The sequence below is a fragment of the Pseudomonas sp. CMR5c genome (genome assembly GCF_003850545.1).
GTDB classification, from domain to species: domain Bacteria; phylum Pseudomonadota; class Gammaproteobacteria; order Pseudomonadales; family Pseudomonadaceae; genus Aquipseudomonas; species Aquipseudomonas piscis.
This window is the reverse complement of record NZ_CP027705.1, coordinates 1,085,066-1,099,884: the sequence shown is the minus strand read 5'-3', so window position 1 is coordinate 1,099,884 and position 14,819 is coordinate 1,085,066. Positions and strand designations below refer to the sequence as shown.

Below are 14,819 nucleotides of genomic sequence, written 5' to 3'. Positions count from 1 at the left end.
GGCGCTGTTAGTGTGGGGAGTCAGCCGCGCTGGCGACACGGCTTGAAACAGCTCATTCCTGCCCCTCTCCCAGGGGGTGCAGGCCGCGAAATATCTCCGCTTCCTCCACCAGCCAGTCATGCACCGCCCGCACCCCGGGGTGGCTCAGTGCGCCTGGCGCATAAAGCAGCACGTAACGCTTGTGATTGGGCACCGCGAGGCCGAACGGCACGATCAGGGTGCCGCGCTCCAGCTCGTCGTTGAGCAGGGTGCGCCGGGCGATCGCCACGCCCATGCCGGCGATCGCCGCTTCGATGGTCAGGTGGTTGCGGTTGAAGGTATGGCCGCGACGCACATCGGCGCCTTCGAAGCCGATGGCATTGAGGTAGAACTCCCATTCGGCATATTCGTAGCTGCCGCGCCAGGCGGTGATGTCGTGCAGCAGCGGAAAGTGCGCCAGGTCCGCCGGACCGTGCAACGGTGGCCGCCCGCGCAGCAGGCTCGGCGCACACACCGGGAAGATCTGCTCGTCCAGCAGGGCGGTGGATTGCAGGCCCGGATAGCTGCCGTCGTTCAGGTCGATGGCCAGGTCGAAGTCACCCTCATGCAGCGCCACGCTGCTGTCCTCCGCCACCAGCCGCAACTGGATCTCCGGATAGCGCTGCTGCAGGCGCGGCAAACGCGGGGTCAGCCACTTGCCGAGGAACGACGGGATCGAGCGCAGGCGCAAGGTGCCGCCGATCATGCCCGCATCCAGGCGGCGTAATTCGGCGTCGATGCTGCCGTAGGCCTCGCTCACTGTCAGGGCCAGGCGCTGGCCCTCGGCGCTGAGTTCGACACCCCGGGCCCGGCGGTGGAACAGGCGAAACCCCAGGCGCTCTTCGAGCTGGCGGATCTGCTGGCTCACCGCCCCGGGAGTGATGTGCAACTCCTCGGCACAGCGGGTGAAGGACAGGTGCCGCGCGGCACAGGAAAACACATGCAGCCAGACGTAGGTCTGGGCATGAAACTGACGGCTCATCGTTTAGCCCTACTAAAGGATCTCTTAGGAAATTTCGTTGGTCACTGCTGACCGAGGTTGGCAGTATCGCCGACATTGCGCTTGGCCTACAAAAAATGGCAGCGATCTACCTTCCATTGCTTGTAAGGCTTTAGCATGGCTATCAGTGTTTTCGATCTGTTCAAAGTTGGCATCGGTCCGTCCAGTTCCCATACCGTCGGCCCGATGCGCGCCGCCGCGACCTTTGCCCAGGCGCTGTTCGAGCAGGGCCTGCAAGAGCAGGTGCGGCGAGTGCAGATCCGCCTCTACGGCTCCCTCTCCGCCACCGGTGTCGGCCACGCCACCGACCGCGCCAGCGTCATGGGCCTGATGGGCGAATGGCCGGACAGCATCGATCCGCGCAGCATCGGTCCACGCATCCAGCAACTGCGCGAAAGCGGCCAGTTGCTGCTGGGCGGCCGCTCGAGCATCGCCTTCGACTGGCGGCAGGACTTGCTCCTGCTGGACGAGAGCCTGCCCTACCATCCCAACGCCATGACCCTGGTCGCCCTGGGCGAACACGGCGCCCTTCTGGAACAGACCTACTACTCGGTGGGCGGCGGTTTCATCGTCGAGGCCGCGCAGGTCGAGGCCGGGACCGAAGCCGGCGCCAGCGTGCAACTGCCCTACGACTTCAACAGCGCCGCCGAGCTGCTGGCCCTGTGCAAGACCCACAACCTGCGGGTCGGCGAGTTGATGATGGCCAACGAGCGGGCCTGGCGCAGTGACGCCGAGATCCGCAGCGGCCTGCTGCACATCTGGTCGGTGATGCGCGAATGCGTGGAACAGGGCCTGAGCCACGAAGGCATCCTGCCCGGCGGGCTCGACGTGCCACGCCGCGCCGCCAAGCTGCATCGCAACCTGCTGGAGATCGGCAAGCCCAACGTCATCACCTCGACCCTGTCGGCCATGGAGTGGGTCAACCTCTACGCCCTGGCGGTGAACGAAGAGAACGCCGCCGGCGGACGCATGGTCACCGCCCCCACCAACGGCGCGGCAGGGATCATCCCGGCAGTGCTGCACTACTACATGAAATTCAACCCGCAAGCCTGCGACGACGATGTCGTGAGCTTTTTCCTCGGCGCCGCCGCAGTGGGCATCCTGTGCAAGAAGAACGCCTCGATCTCCGGCGCCGAAGTCGGCTGCCAGGGCGAGGTGGGTTCGGCCTGCGCCATGGCCGCAGCCGGCCTGGCGGAAGTCCTGGGAGCTACCCCGGAACAACTGGAAAACGCCGCCGAGATCGGCCTGGAGCACAACCTTGGCCTGACCTGCGATCCGGTGGGCGGCCTGGTGCAAGTGCCCTGCATCGAGCGCAACGCGATTGCCGCGGTGAAGGCGATCAACGCCACCCAGATGGCCCTGCGCGGCGACGGCCAGCATTTCATTTCCCTGGACCGGGTGATCCGCACCATGCGCGATACCGGCGCCGACATGCACGACAAATACAAAGAGACTTCACGGGGCGGCCTGGCGGTGAGCTGGGTGGAATGCTGAGGAGCCTTCCCTGACCGTCCGTAACACGTGAGCCCGAGCAAGAATAATAACGAGGCGATACCGATGACCGATGTACCCACACCTGCTACTCAAAATCCTGCCGTAGCGACACCCCGCGACAGCGCGCCAGCCTCCCGGGGCTGGAGCAAGCACGACACCACCTGGATGCTCGGCCTGTATGGCACCGCTATCGGCGCCGGCACCCTGTTCCTGCCGATCAACGCCGGGGTCGGCGGCTTCTGGCCGATGATCGTGCTGGCGCTGCTGGCCTTCCCCATGACCTTCTTCGCCCACCGTGGGCTGACCCGCTTCGTCCTGTCCGGACGCTCCGGGGACATCACCGAGGTGGTGGAAGAACACTTCGGGGTCGGCGCCGGCAAGCTGATCACCTTGCTCTACTTCTTCGCCATCTTCCCGATCCTGCTGGTGTACAGCGTGGCCCTGACCAACACCCTGGGCAGCTTCATGGAACACCAGTTGCACATGGCCCCGCCGCCGCGGGCGGTGCTGTCGCTGTTGCTGATCCTGGGCCTGATGGCCATCGTGCGCTGCGGCCAGGGCGTGATCGTGCGGGCCATGAGCCTGCTGGTCTACCCTTTCGTCGCCGCCCTGCTGTTGCTGGCCCTGAGCCTGATCCCCAACTGGAACGGCGCGTTCTTCGCCTCCGCCGGCGACGGCATGTCCATGCCGCTGTTCCTCAAGACCCTGTGGCTGGCGATCCCGGTGATGGTGTTTTCGTTCAACCATTCGCCGATCATCTCGGCCTTCGCCGTGGACCAGAAGCGCCACTATGGCCAGCAGGCCGAACGCAAGAGCAGCGGCATCCTGGCCATGGCCCACGCCATGATGGTGCTGACGGTGATGTTCTTCTGCTTCAGTTGCGTGCTGGCCCTGTCGCCGGCGGACCTGGCTGCAGCCAAGGCGCAGAACATCTCGATCCTGTCGTACCTGGCCAACCACTTCCAGACCCCGGTCATCGCCTACGCCGCGCCACTGATCGCGCTGGTAGCCATTACCAAGTCGTTCCTGGGCCACTACATCGGCGCCAGCGAAGGCTTCCAGGGGCTGATCGTGAAAAGCCTGCGCGGTCGCGGCCGCGCCCTGTCCTCCAGCCGCCTGGAAAAGCTCACCGCGTTGTTCATGGTGTTCAGCTGCTGGGCAGTGGCGACCTTCAACCCGAGCATCCTGGGCATGATCGAGACCCTGGGCGGCCCGGTGATCGCCTGCCTGCTGTTCCTGATGCCGATGTATGCGATCCAGCGCGTACCGTCGCTGCGCCAGTACTCGGGCCAGCTGTCGAATCTGTTCGTGGTACTGATCGGGCTGATCGCCCTGTCGGCGATCATCTTCTCCTTCCTGCCCTGAAACGGGGCGACAACGAAAAAGCGGACCTTGCGGTCCGCTTTTTTTGCTCCCGGATTCATTGGCCGGCGCCGGCCGCGGCATGCCCCTTGCTTGATCGCCCGAGAGGCGCACGGATGCCGGCAAGCCTCGACGAACGACCGGCCAGTGGTCCGCAATTGCGAACTAATCTCGCACCCGGCCGGTCAATGTCTGCACGATCCCAGCAGGCGGTGACGCGACATGGACAACCCATTGCAATTGATTACCGACACTTTCGCTCCCCAGTACCAGGTCAACCTGAGCATCCAGGGCCTGGACGGCAGCATGATGCTGACCCTGTCCCAGGCCGGCCAGGTGGTGGCCAAGCGCCTGATCAGCTCGGCCCAGCGCAGCGACCCGCAACGCATCGAACGCCTGGTACAGAGCATCCAGTTCGGTATCGCCATCGAGCAAGGCCACAGCGCCATGGCGATCCTCCAGGCCATGACCAACGGCGACCGCCTACCCCTTCCGCCACCGGCAAACCAGGCAGCCCAGGTGCAGGCGCGACCTCACTAGATCTCGCCTTTCTCCACTTCCGGATGCTCGCTGGAACCCTCGCCGACCTTGCGTTGCGGGTGTTCGATCTTCACCGAGGGAAATTGCGAGGACGCGTAGCGCACCACCAGCACGGCAAAGGCCAACAGCAGGATGCCGCCGCACAGGTAGATGATCCCCAGGTCCGGCGGATTGTGGTGGGAGACGTTAGAGATCAGCAGCCGGGTCAATGCCGTGATCGCCACGTAGATCAGGAAACGCACCGGCATGTGGTTGGTCTTGAAGTAGATACCGACCATCGCGCCCAATTCCAGGTAGATGAACAGCAACAGGATGTCGTCGATCTTGATGTGGCCTTCCTCGAGCATCTGCAGGAATTCCATCACCGCCGCCCAGGCGGTCACAGCGCCGATGGCGAACAGCGCCAGGTAGTGGAACGATTCGACGAACAGGTTGCCCAGGGACTCGGCCAACTGATGGACGTTCTGCCGCAGGTTTTCGGCCCAATTGATTTTCACGATGGTTATTCCTTAGGTCGTTTCGACCGGATGATGCGCGAGGGACGTGACGGTTGTCCTGCATGCAGAAAAAAGGCCAGGGGCACGTCATTGAGATGGCGAGCATTGCCAGCGAGGCACGTACCCGACAGCAACTACTGCTGGGATCAATGGCCGGGGAAAAAAATCCGTCTACATTGAAAAGCCACTATCCAAGGGAAAAGGTTTCGCCTATTCTCTCGACCCTGTATATCGATACAGTATTTGTACCGACCCATTATCGTGAAGGCATGTGAGGTGGTGAATGGCCGTCGAAGTGGTATACCGCAGCAGCCGAGATCTGGAGCGCTTGTTCATGGATAAAGCCGAAGCTGACCGTCATGACAAGATGCTCGAACTGGCTGAAGTGCTGGCGCAGGTGCTGCAAAAAGCGGTGCCGTCGCTGACCGAGCAACAAGTGGAAGAAGCCGGCATCTACATGGCCAAGAATCGCGATGTATTCGCCAAGGCCTTCAAGAGCCAGCCGGATGCGCTGAACGAACTGCTCAGCGAAACGGCGCCAGCCGTGGCGCCGGTCGAGAAGGAGCAGCCCGTCGAGGTGGAGGCGCCAGCCAAGCCGGCGAAAGCGGCCAAGGCCGCGAAATAGGCTTGCCCCGATCAAAAAGCCCTGCGTCCACGACACAGGGCTTTTTTTCATGCCTGGGAATGGAGTTGCCATCCGATGGCGTTTGCCCTGTAACGCCTTTGCGTACTCGCCACGCTCACGGAGCAGGTTCCCACACCCTGCACCGTGCCGGGCAATACCCGGACGCGATGTCCATGGCCTCGAGGATGCGCTCTTCTTCAGCGCCAACCGCCTCGAGCCGAAGGTGGGCAAGACGGTCGTATACAGCCTGCGCTGAAAACCCGCGCTCCCTGTACAACACCAGGACCTGGCGGATCGCCTGAAGATCCAGAGCGCTGTGCAGCACCCGGGTCAGCTGTTGATCCAATCCGTCGTCGAGCACTTCAGCCATCGTCCAATGCATTCCCCGGGTGGTCGGCCGCAGCAATGGTTGGCCCTTGCCCGCCAACCGCTGCAGATACCGATGTTACATAAAGCCAGCATCAGGTTACCGCTGCCTAGCGATAGAGCACCCGCTCCGCCAGCTCGTCGGCGATGCGTGCCGGCGAGCGCTTTTCCGCCTGGGCATGGGCGAAGATCTCCGTCAGGCGCAGGCTGATCTGCGACAGGTGGGCGGTGATCACCGGCAGTTCCTCGTTATGGTGCTTGAGCGACACGTAGATCAGCCCTCCGGAATTGATCACGTAGTCCGGAGCGTAGAGGATGCCACGCCGCTCCAGCTGGTCGGCGACCTGCAGGTTGGTCAGCTGGTTGTTGGCAGAACCGGCCACTGCCGAACAGCGCAGCTGCGCCACGCTGCGGCTATTGAGCACCGCACCCAGGCCACAGGGCGCGAGGATGTCGCAAGGGGTGCTGAGCAAGGCGTCGTTGGCCACCGGATGCGCGCCCAACTGTTCCATGGCCAGCTGGACCTTGCCGGAGTCGATGTCGCTGACCAGCAATTCGGCGCCAGCGGCATGCAACTGCTCGGCCAGGGCATAACCGACATTGCCCAGGCCCTGGATCGCCACCCGCAAGCCCTCAAGGTTATCGCTGCCCAGGCGTGCCATGGCAGTGCTGCGAATACCGGCGAACACCCCCATGGCCGCATGGGGCGCCGGGTCGCCAGCGGCGCTGGTACTGGTGACGTAACGAGTCTGCTGGGCGATGCAGTCCATGTCGGCCACCGAGGTGCCGCTGTCGATGGCAGTGATGTAGCGTCCGTCCAGTTGCTCGACGCAACGGCCGAAGGCTTCGAACAGCGCTGCACGATTTTCCACATGGGCCGGGCGAATGATCACGGCGGTGCCGCCGCCCTGGGGCAGGCCGGCCAGCGCCGCCTTGTAGCTCATGCCCTGGGCCAGGCGCGCGGCATCGGCCACGGCACTGGCATCGTCGGGATAGGGCAGATAACGACAACCGCCCAAGGCAGGCCCCAGGCGGTTGTCGTGGATGGCGATCACTGCTTTCAACCCGGTCGCGGGGTCGATACTCAGATGCAGCGATTCAAGGCGGGTGCTGTGCATGAGAGCGAACATCGACGGGCTCCCGAATCACTTCTTGTAGTCGCCAGTATAGGCTTGCGCCTGAAAATTGCTGCGCCGCGCAGGAATAAGCCGCCCGGCTTTGCAACCTTGGGGAAATAACCAATGGCGATGGTCGCAACACTGGACGAAGCGCCGGGACGGGGCTAAAACGAGGCATTCGCCGGAGGTTGCCATGAACCCGCGCCAAGCCTTTTTCGCCTGCCTGCACCGCTCGCCACCGGCCTTGCTGGAGGCCGCGCTATGGATCGCCGCCGAACACGAGCCACAACTGGTGCCGGGCCAGTTGCTGGAGGAGTTCAAGCATATCCAGCAGCAGATCGGCGGCAGCCTGCCGTCGCTGCCTGCCAGCGAACTGGGCCAGCCCCTGCTGCGGCGGATGAACGACCTGGAATTCCAGCAGGACGAGTACCTGCCGCTGCGGCCCCAGGCAGCACTGATGGACAAGGTTCTCGAACGGCGTCGCGGGCAGCCCCTGGCCCTGGCCCTGATCGCCCTTGAACTGGCGCAGCGGCTGCATATTCCCCTGGTGGGGGTGAATTTTCCCGGCCACTTCCTGCTGCGGGTGCCCGGCGCCGACCACCTGCTGGATCCTTGCGGCGGGCGCCGCCTGTACCCCAACGACTGCCGCGAACTGCTGCAACGCCAATACGGCGATCACCTCAAGCTCAAGGCCGAACACCTGGCCAGCGCCGAACCACGACAGATGTTCCAGCGTCTGTCGCGCAACCTGCGCCAGTTGCACCTGGCCCATGACGACTTGCTCGGCGCCCTGGTCGACGCCGAGCGGGTGCTGGAACTGGGCGATGGCAACGCCGCCGACTACCTGGCCCGGGCCAGCCTCTACCAGCGCCTGGAATGCCCCAATGCCGAACGCTTCGACCTGGAGCGCGCCCTGCTGCTCAGCGAGGATCCGATCCAGCGCCTGCGCCTGACCGAACGCCTGGGCCACCTGCCGCCGGCGAACAAAGTGGTGCACTGAGCACGGCAAGGCATGACAGCGCCTTTGGCGCCTAGGCATGATGGCCGGCCCACTCCAAGGAATGGACCGAGCATGCTGATCAGAAAAGCCCACGGCGGCGACGCGCAACGAGTCTTCGACATACGTAACCAGGCCATCAACCATCAATGCGCGGGGTACTACCCGGCTGCCGACCTGCAAGTGTGGACCGCTGGCAACCTTGGCCAGTCCTTCATCGAATGGCTGGAAAGCAACGGGCACGTGGCGGTCATCGACGGCCAGGTCGCCGCCAGTGCCATCCTCGACCTTGAGTCAGGCCAGGTCGATGCGGTCTTCGTCGACCCGGCCTACATGGGCCGTGGAATCGGCCGGCAGATGATGGACTACGTCGAACAGCAGGCCCTGCAGGCCGGCTTGTCGCACTTGATCCTGGACTCGACCCTGAATGCCGCGGACTTCTACCGCCAGTGCGGCTTCGTCGGCGAGCGCGTCGCCCAGTACCAGTCACCCCGGGGCCTGACCCTGGCCTGTGTGCCGATGATCAAGCACCTGGCCTGCTGACCCGCTCTCCCCTCAGGACTTGAGCGGTGCCTGCAACGGCTGCGCCGCGCCTGTGCCGTCGTCGCTCCCTTCGGAGGGTGCACGCACCCGGATGATCAGCAACGCGGCCAGCAGGGCCGGCACCGCGCAGAAGAAGAAAATCTGCTGCACCGGGATATGCATCGCCAGCAACATGCTGCCCAGCAGCGGCCCGAGGATCGAGCCGAAGCGCCCCACTCCCAGCGCCCAGCCGGTACCGGTGGCGCGCACCTGGGCCGGATAGAAGTTGCTGGCAAAGGCATTCAGGGTCAGCTGCCCGCCGATGATGCAAAAGCCCGCGGCGAACACGAACACCACCAGGTACCGCGGGTTGTCGTGGTTCAACCCCAGCAGCACGGTGCACAGCGCCGCCAGGGCGAGCACTGCGGACAACAGCCGCACCTTGCGCTTGAGACGATCGGCGACCCAGGCCATGCAGATCGCCCCCAGGGTTCCGGCGAACAGGAACATCGAAGTCACCAGGTTGGCCTGCTTCAAGGCCAGGCCGCTTTCCAGCAGCAGGGTCGGCAGCCAGCTGATCATGAAATACAGCAGGATCAGGCTGACGAAGAAGGTCGACCAGATCAGCAGCGTCGGCCGCGCATACCCCTGGCGGAACAGTTCCACCACCGTGAACTTGCCACCGGTTTGTTGCTGGCCCTCATCGCCGCTCGCCATTGGCGGCTGCCAGTCCGGCAGCATGCGCGCGCTGAGCTTGCGCAGGCGCGCATAGGGTGGCGCATCGCGCAGCAGGCGTGGCAGGGATTCGGGCAAGCGCCAGAGCAGGAACGGGAACAGCAGCAACGGGGTCACGCCGCCCGCCAGGAACACCGCCTCCCAGCCGAAGCGATCGATGAAGCCGGCCGCGACGAAACCGCCGGCCGCACCACCGAAGGAGAAACCGCAGGCGGCCAGGGTCACCATCAGGGTGCGCAGGCGCGGCGGCGAATATTCGGACATCAGCGCCATGGCGCTGGGCATCGCCCCACCCATGCCAATACCGCAGATAAAGCGCGCGGCCATGAGGCTGTCCAGGGATTGGCTGAACACCATCAACACCGTCAGGCTGGCGTAGATCAGCACGCAGCCCAGGAGGATCCGGCGCACGCCGAAACGATCCGCCAGGGGCGTCACCGCCAGGGAGCCCAGGGTCAGGCCCAGCAGGTTGGCACTGAACACTGGGCCGAAGGCGGCTTTCTCCAGGCCCCAGTCCTGGGCCAGGGCCGGTACCACGTAGCCCAGGACCTGGGCGTCGTAGCCATCGGTGACCAGCAGCAAGGCGAGGAGCAACAACAACGACCACTGGTAGCCGGACACCGGGCGGGCGTCGAGCGCAGCGCGAAAGCTGGCAATCTGGTTTTGCATCGCAAGGTACCTGTTCGGTTTCTTATGGTTATGGAGGGTGATGCGAGAGGTGCCTGGGCAGATCCTCTGGTGGTGGGACTCAAGATCCTGCAGCCGCTCCAAAGCGGCTGCAGGGGCCGGGTGCGCCCTGGGCCAGGGCGCCCAGGGTCAGGCCGGAGTGTCGGGCTGGTTGGCCGGGTGCGCGGCCTGGAACGCCGGATGCTCGGCAGCCAGCGCGGCCACCCGGCGAATCCGCGGGTAGGCCTCCAACGACACCTTGAAGCGCTCGGCAGCGTACAGCTGCGGGATCAGGAACACATCGGCCAGTCCCGGCTGCTCGCCGAAACAGAAGCCGGCATCGCCGATCAGTTGTTCCAGGGCTGCCAGGCCCTGGCTGATCCAGTGGTCGATCCACACCAGCAACTGCGCCTCCTCATGGCCCCATTCACGCAGCAGGTTCTGCGTGCTGGAGTTGTGCAAGGGATGCACGTCGCAACCGATGATGGACGCCACGGCCCGGGCCCGGGCACGGCCGACCAGATCCTCGGGCAGCAGCGGCACCTGTGGATAACGCTCCTCCAGGTACTCGATGATCGCCAGCGACTGGATCAGCAGGTCGCCCTGGTCGGTACGCAGGGCCGGAACCCGGCCCTGGGGGTTGATCTCCAGGTACTCCGGCAGGCGGTTGGCGCCGCCCTTGGGCACCAGCAGGTTGACCGGGATGGCCTGGTAGTCCAGGCCCTTGAGGCCCAGGGCGATCCGCACCCGGTAGGACGCGGTGGAACGGTAATAGGTATAAAGCTCCATACTGCACTCCCCTTAGCGGGCCGTTGAAAATCTACCTGCGTTGTCATCGCTGCGTTAAAAACAGACTCAAAATGCTCATTTACCACTCGTAAACTGCGCTTTTTCGCCTGTTTTTGCCTTGCGCTGGCTGCCTCGCCTACGTTTTTCAACGGCCTGCTAGCGGGCTGGCTGGACGGTACCCCGGCATTCGCCGAAGCCGATGGAAGCGAAGCCTTCGCGGCGGCAACGCCCGCGCAGGATGATCTCGTCGCCGTCCTCGAGGAACTTGCGCACTTCGCCAGTGGCCAGCTCGACCGGTTTCTTGCCGCCCTCGGTGATCTCCAGCAGGCTGCCGAACTGGCCGCTCTGCGGGCCGGACAGGGTGCCCGAACCGAACAGGTCGCCGGCCTGCAACTGGCAACCGTTGACGCTGTGGTGCGCCACCATCTGCGCCACGGTCCAGTACATGTACTGGCTGTTGCTCAGGGTCAGGCGATGGGCTGGCAAGCCCTGCTCGCGCATGGTCCTGGTCAGCAGCAGCACCTCCAGCTCGATGTCGAAGCCACCACTGGCCTGGTCACGCTTGTCCAGCAGGTACGGCAGTGGTTGCGGGTCGCCTTCGGGGCGCGCCGGCTGGGCCTTGCGGAAGGGCTCAAGGGCCTCGGCGGTCACCACCCAGGGTGAGATGCTGGTGATGAAGCTCTTGGACAGGAACGGCCCCAGCGGTTGGTATTCCCAAGCCTGGATATCCCGCGCCGACCAGTCGTTGAGCAGACAGAAACCGGCGATGTGCTCGGCGGCGTCGCCAATGGCGATCGACTCGCCCAGCTCGTTGCCCTGGCCGATCCAGATCCCCAGTTCCAACTCGTAGTCCAGGCGCGCGCAAGGACCGAAGGTCGGCTCGCTCTGCCCGGCCGGCAGGGTCTGGCCCTTGGGCCGGCGCACGTCGGCACCGGAGGCGCGGATGGTCGAGGCCCGGCCGTGGTAGCCGATCGGCACGTACTTGTAGTTGGGCAGCAGGGGGTTATCGGGGCGGAACAGCTTGCCGACGTTCTGCGCATGCTCGATGCCCACGTAGAAGTCGGTGTAGTCATTGATCCTGGCCGGCACATGCATCTGGCAATCGGTGGCCTGGGGCAGCAGCTTCGCCCCCAGGGCCTGGATCTTGCCTTGCAGGCTGCTGCCTTCGGCCAGCAGTTCCAGCAAGCGCTCACGCAGGGCCACGCGGGCCGGGCGACCGAGCTGGAAGAAGGCGTTCAACTGGCCACCACGGGTAGCCTCCACCGCGGCCTTGGCCGGGCCTTCGAACAGGCCGGCATCCAGCGCGGCCTCGAGGTCCAGGATCTGCTCGCCGATGGCCACGCCGCTGCGAGGTGCCGAGCCCTGGGTGCTGAAGACGCCCAGGGGCAGGTTCTGCAACGGGAAGTCGGGGTGACCGTTGGCAGACTCGACCCAGCTGCGGGTGATGGTGGACAAGGTCATGGGTTATCTCCGATTCGGGTTGAAGGTGACGGGCAGCGAAGCCCAGCAAGCATCGTAGTCGTTCTGCAGTTCGGCGCATTCCAGGGCGAAACGGCTCGGGCGCAGCACCTGGCTGGTCTCGAACATGAAGGCCATGGTGTTGTCGATCTTGGCTGGCTGCAATTGGGCGTTGATCGCCTTGGTGCAGGTCTCGCCATCCGGGCCATGGGCACTCATGCAACTGTGCAGCGAAGCGCCGCCGGGCAGGAAGCCTTCGGCCTTGGCGTCGTAGGCCCCCTGGATCAGGCCCATGAACTCGTTCATCAGGTTGCGGTGGAACCATGGTGGACGGAAGGTGTTCTCGGCCACCATCCAGCGCGGCGGGAAGATCACGAAATCCAGGTTGGCCATGCCCGGTACGCTGGTGGGCGAGGTCAGGACGGTGAAGATCGACGGGTCGGGGTGGTCGAAGCTGACGGTGCCGATGGTGTTGAAACGGCGCAGGTCGTATTTGTACGGCACGTTGTTGCCGTGCCAGGCCACCACGTCCAGCGGCGAGTGATCCAGCTCGCAGCCCCAGAGCTCACCCAGGTACTTCTGGACCAGGGCGGTGGGCTGGCGCAGGTCTTCGTAATGGGCCACCGGGGCCAGGAAGTCCCGGGGGTTGGCCAGGCCGTTGCTGCCGATCGGCCCCAGGTCGGGCAGGCGCAGCGGCGCGCCATGGTTCTCGGCGATATAGCCACGGGCTTGCGGGTCCAATAGCTCGACGCGGAACTTCAGGCCGCGGGGCAGCACGGCGATCTCCAGCGGTTCGAGCTCCAGCACGCCCAGTTCGGTGAGGATGCGCAGGCGGCCCAGCTCGGGCACCAGCAGCAACTCGCCGTCGGCGTTGAAGAACACTCGCTCCATGGAGCGGTTGGCGCGGTAGTGATAGACGCTGATGCCGGCCGGTTTCTGCGCCGGCGAGTTGGCCACCATGGCCACCAGGCCATCGATGAAATCCGTAGGCTCCGCCGGGATCGACAACGGGCTCCAACGCAGGCGGTTAGGCGTCACTTGTCCCAGGTCGCCGCCCGCCAACTGGCGTTCGAGACGGGTGAAGGACGGGTGCTTGGCCGAAGGCTGGATGCGGTACATCCAAGTGCGCCGGGCTTCGCTGCGGGTCATGGTGAAGGCCGTGCCGGAGAACAATTCGGCGTACAGGCCGTAGGGGGCTTTCTGCGGGGAGTTCTGGCCGACGGGCAGTGCGCCTGGCAGGGCTTCGCTGGAAAATTCGTTACCGAAGCCGGATTGGTAGCTGAGGGCGGACGCCAAAGAATCGAGGTTCATGGAGCCTCCTGGAAGTTGGAATAGGCAGGGGCCCACCACTCCTTCGCAAGAGTTATCGGCACGCCTGGGTTATTTTTATCGTAATCCAATTACGCATAACGTAATTTGATTGCCCAGGAGCGTCAAGCTATAAAGACCGCCACTTGTCACGGGACCCCTACACCTCCATGGAAAAGCCGCGCAGCACCAGCGACAGCAACGGTAAACAGAAAGTCCGCTCGGCCGAGGTCGGCACCGACATCCTCAAGGCTCTTGCCGAACTCTCGCCGTCCACGTCCCTCTCGCGCCTGGCCGAGCATGTGCAGATGCCTGCGAGCAAGGTCCATCGCTACCTGCAGGCACTGATCGCCAGCGGCTTCGCCGAGCAGAACACCGCCACCAACCACTATGGCCTGGGCCGCGAAGCCTTGCGGGTGGGCCTCGCGGCCCTGGGCAGCATGGACGTGCTGAAAGTCGCCGCCCTGCCCTTGGCCGAGCTGCGCGATGACTTGAACGAAACCTGTTTCCTCGCGGTGTGGGGCAACCAGGGCGCCACCGTGGTGCACATCGAGCCCGCGGTGCGGGCGATGACCGTGGTCACCCAGTTGGGCTCGGTGCTGCCGCTGCTCAGCTCGTCCACCGGGCTGGTGTTCAACGCCTACCTGCCGCTGCGGGAAACCCTCGACCTGCGCCAGGAGGAACTGGCCGAGGCCGACGCCCATCCCCTGGCCGAGAGCCAGGTCCACGATGCCCTGGCCGAGCAGATCCGCCAGCGCGGCCTGCACCACATCCACGGGCTGCTGATGCCCGGGGTCGATGCCCTGTCGGCGCCGGTGTTCGATGCCACCGGCAAGATCGCCGCGGTGCTGACGGTGGTCGGACCGGCCTCGATGTTCCATGCCGACGAAAACGGCCCGGCGGCGCAACGCCTGCTGGCGGCCTGTCGTACGGTGAGCTGGCGCATGGGCTATCAGCCCCAGGAATAATCGCCTGCGCACCCACCTGGCTCAATGCCTGGGACCCGCCGTCCAGGCCATCTGCCGGCTTCTGCATGGCTAGGCTGGCACCTGGCAAGCAGCATCGATGCGCACTTGGCGACAGCCCCGACTATTGCTCTGGCTGTAACAGTCCTTGTCCTGAATCGCTATTTTTCCGGGGTCGGCCAGGGCTTATTCTTCTTTCGCAGTCACGGCAAACAGCCTGGCTCCACCACCGAGACAAGTGCTGTGCAGGGCTTCTCGGCAACCGATTCCGGCAGGCTTGAAGCGACTCGACCCAAGCCGCCCACCCAGGTTCACTGACGTTGATTTTGTAGCTCCTTGATCTAACGTCTTACTTCGGC

The 14,819-nt window shown here is 64.6% G+C and carries 15 protein-coding genes and 1 pseudogene; 8 read left to right on the top strand and 8 right to left on the bottom strand.

Annotated features, from left to right (window positions below):
* Positions 1–52 precede the first annotated feature (52 nt).
* On the bottom strand, positions 53–1,000 hold the full coding sequence (locus C4K40_RS05030) for a LysR substrate-binding domain-containing protein (protein ID WP_053134202.1): 948 nt from the start codon (positions 998–1,000) through the stop codon (positions 53–55).
* Positions 1,001–1,135: 135 nt separating this feature from the next.
* Here C4K40_RS05030 and C4K40_RS05025 point away from each other — a divergent pair, with 135 nt between their 5' ends.
* The 3 genes from C4K40_RS05025 (at position 1,136) to C4K40_RS05015 (ending at position 4,414) form a co-directional block, all read left to right on the top strand.
* The gene (locus tag C4K40_RS05025) at positions 1,136–2,512 is read left to right on the top strand and encodes an L-serine ammonia-lyase (RefSeq protein ID WP_022642383.1); all 1,377 of its coding nucleotides are present in this window, start codon (positions 1,136–1,138) and stop codon (positions 2,510–2,512) included.
* 63 nt (positions 2,513–2,575) lie between these two features.
* Positions 2,576–3,877, top strand: coding sequence for a serine/threonine transporter (locus tag C4K40_RS05020; protein WP_031320915.1), 1,302 nt, complete (start codon positions 2,576–2,578; stop codon positions 3,875–3,877).
* 219 nt (positions 3,878–4,096) lie between these two features.
* Complete coding sequence (locus tag C4K40_RS05015; protein WP_053134199.1) at positions 4,097–4,414, top strand: DUF3509 domain-containing protein; 318 nt, start codon at positions 4,097–4,099, stop codon at positions 4,412–4,414.
* Here C4K40_RS05015 and C4K40_RS05010 read toward each other — a convergent pair.
* Positions 4,411–4,911 carry a phosphate-starvation-inducible protein PsiE gene (locus C4K40_RS05010; protein WP_022642380.1) on the bottom strand — a complete coding sequence of 167 codons (501 nt, stop codon included), beginning with the start codon at positions 4,909–4,911 and terminating at the stop codon, positions 4,411–4,413. The genes C4K40_RS05015 and C4K40_RS05010 overlap by 4 nt on opposite strands.
* A 62-nt stretch (positions 4,912–4,973) precedes the next feature.
* Between C4K40_RS05010 and C4K40_RS05005 the strand changes: the two genes are divergently transcribed.
* Together C4K40_RS05005 and C4K40_RS05000 are read left to right on the top strand one after the other, a co-directional pair.
* A complete protein-coding gene (locus tag C4K40_RS05005) occupies positions 4,974–5,186 on the top strand; it encodes a hypothetical protein (RefSeq protein WP_124421265.1) in 213 nt (70 codons plus the stop codon).
* A gap of 8 nt (positions 5,187–5,194) precedes the next feature.
* Positions 5,195–5,449: pseudogene (locus C4K40_RS05000) on the top strand (YebG family protein); the annotation flags it as partial.
* 202 nt (positions 5,450–5,651) lie between these two features.
* Here the strand turns inward: C4K40_RS05000 and C4K40_RS04995 are convergent.
* Together C4K40_RS04995 and C4K40_RS04990 are read right to left on the bottom strand one after the other, a co-directional pair.
* Complete coding sequence (locus C4K40_RS04995; protein WP_022642378.1) at positions 5,652–5,906, bottom strand: hypothetical protein; 255 nt, start codon at positions 5,904–5,906, stop codon at positions 5,652–5,654.
* A gap of 106 nt (positions 5,907–6,012) precedes the next feature.
* The gene (locus C4K40_RS04990; RefSeq protein ID WP_031320914.1) at positions 6,013–7,032 is read right to left on the bottom strand and encodes a Glu/Leu/Phe/Val dehydrogenase dimerization domain-containing protein; all 1,020 of its coding nucleotides are present in this window, start codon (positions 7,030–7,032) and stop codon (positions 6,013–6,015) included.
* Positions 7,033–7,213: 181 nt separating this feature from the next.
* Between C4K40_RS04990 and C4K40_RS04985 the strand changes: the two genes are divergently transcribed.
* Together C4K40_RS04985 and C4K40_RS04980 are read left to right on the top strand one after the other, a co-directional pair.
* On the top strand, positions 7,214–8,020 hold the full coding sequence (locus tag C4K40_RS04985; protein WP_022642376.1) for a SirB1 family protein: 807 nt from the start codon (positions 7,214–7,216) through the stop codon (positions 8,018–8,020).
* A gap of 72 nt (positions 8,021–8,092) precedes the next feature.
* A complete protein-coding gene (locus tag C4K40_RS04980; RefSeq protein WP_022642375.1) occupies positions 8,093–8,560 on the top strand; it encodes a GNAT family N-acetyltransferase in 468 nt (155 codons plus the stop codon).
* A 12-nt stretch (positions 8,561–8,572) separates the two neighbouring features.
* Here the strand turns inward: C4K40_RS04980 and C4K40_RS04975 are convergent, their stop codons facing one another.
* From C4K40_RS04975 to hmgA, 4 genes are all read right to left on the bottom strand, one after another.
* Positions 8,573–9,943 (bottom strand): aromatic acid/H+ symport family MFS transporter, encoded by a 1,371-nt coding sequence (locus C4K40_RS04975; protein WP_053134197.1) that lies wholly within the window; start codon positions 9,941–9,943, stop codon positions 8,573–8,575.
* A 147-nt stretch (positions 9,944–10,090) separates the two neighbouring features.
* Positions 10,091–10,729, bottom strand: coding sequence for a maleylacetoacetate isomerase (gene maiA, locus C4K40_RS04970; protein WP_022642373.1), 639 nt, complete (start codon positions 10,727–10,729; stop codon positions 10,091–10,093).
* A gap of 156 nt (positions 10,730–10,885) precedes the next feature.
* Positions 10,886–12,190, bottom strand: a complete 1,305-nt coding sequence (fahA, locus tag C4K40_RS04960) for a fumarylacetoacetase (protein ID WP_022642372.1) — start codon at positions 12,188–12,190, stop codon at positions 10,886–10,888.
* Between the two features lie 3 nt (positions 12,191–12,193).
* Entirely contained in the window at positions 12,194–13,498 is a 1,305-nt protein-coding gene (hmgA, locus tag C4K40_RS04955) for a homogentisate 1,2-dioxygenase (protein ID WP_053134194.1), read from the bottom strand.
* Between the two features lie 167 nt (positions 13,499–13,665).
* Between hmgA and C4K40_RS04950 the strand changes: the two genes are divergently transcribed.
* Positions 13,666–14,463, top strand: a complete 798-nt coding sequence (locus tag C4K40_RS04950; RefSeq protein WP_053134192.1) for an IclR family transcriptional regulator — start codon at positions 13,666–13,668, stop codon at positions 14,461–14,463.
* Positions 14,464–14,819 lie beyond the last annotated feature (356 nt).

Coding starts and splice junctions, on each gene's coding strand:
- C4K40_RS04990 (WP_031320914.1), bottom strand. CDS start 7,032: ATGTTCGCTCTCATGCACAGCACCCGCCTTGAATCGCTGCATCTGAGT.
- hmgA (WP_053134194.1), bottom strand. CDS start 13,498: ATGAACCTCGATTCTTTGGCGTCCGCCCTCAGCTACCAATCCGGCTTC.
- C4K40_RS05005 (WP_124421265.1), top strand. CDS start 4,974: ATGCAGAAAAAAGGCCAGGGGCACGTCATTGAGATGGCGAGCATTGCC.
- C4K40_RS04985 (WP_022642376.1), top strand. CDS start 7,214: ATGAACCCGCGCCAAGCCTTTTTCGCCTGCCTGCACCGCTCGCCACCG.
- maiA (WP_022642373.1), bottom strand. CDS start 10,729: ATGGAGCTTTATACCTATTACCGTTCCACCGCGTCCTACCGGGTGCGG.
- C4K40_RS05020 (WP_031320915.1), top strand. CDS start 2,576: ATGACCGATGTACCCACACCTGCTACTCAAAATCCTGCCGTAGCGACA.
- C4K40_RS05030 (WP_053134202.1), bottom strand. CDS start 1,000: ATGAGCCGTCAGTTTCATGCCCAGACCTACGTCTGGCTGCATGTGTTT.
- C4K40_RS04975 (WP_053134197.1), bottom strand. CDS start 9,943: ATGCAAAACCAGATTGCCAGCTTTCGCGCTGCGCTCGACGCCCGCCCG.
- C4K40_RS04995 (WP_022642378.1), bottom strand. CDS start 5,906: ATGGCTGAAGTGCTCGACGACGGATTGGATCAACAGCTGACCCGGGTG.
- fahA (WP_022642372.1), bottom strand. CDS start 12,190: ATGACCTTGTCCACCATCACCCGCAGCTGGGTCGAGTCTGCCAACGGT.
- C4K40_RS05025 (WP_022642383.1), top strand. CDS start 1,136: ATGGCTATCAGTGTTTTCGATCTGTTCAAAGTTGGCATCGGTCCGTCC.
- C4K40_RS04980 (WP_022642375.1), top strand. CDS start 8,093: ATGCTGATCAGAAAAGCCCACGGCGGCGACGCGCAACGAGTCTTCGAC.
- C4K40_RS05015 (WP_053134199.1), top strand. CDS start 4,097: ATGGACAACCCATTGCAATTGATTACCGACACTTTCGCTCCCCAGTAC.
- C4K40_RS04950 (WP_053134192.1), top strand. CDS start 13,666: ATGGAAAAGCCGCGCAGCACCAGCGACAGCAACGGTAAACAGAAAGTC.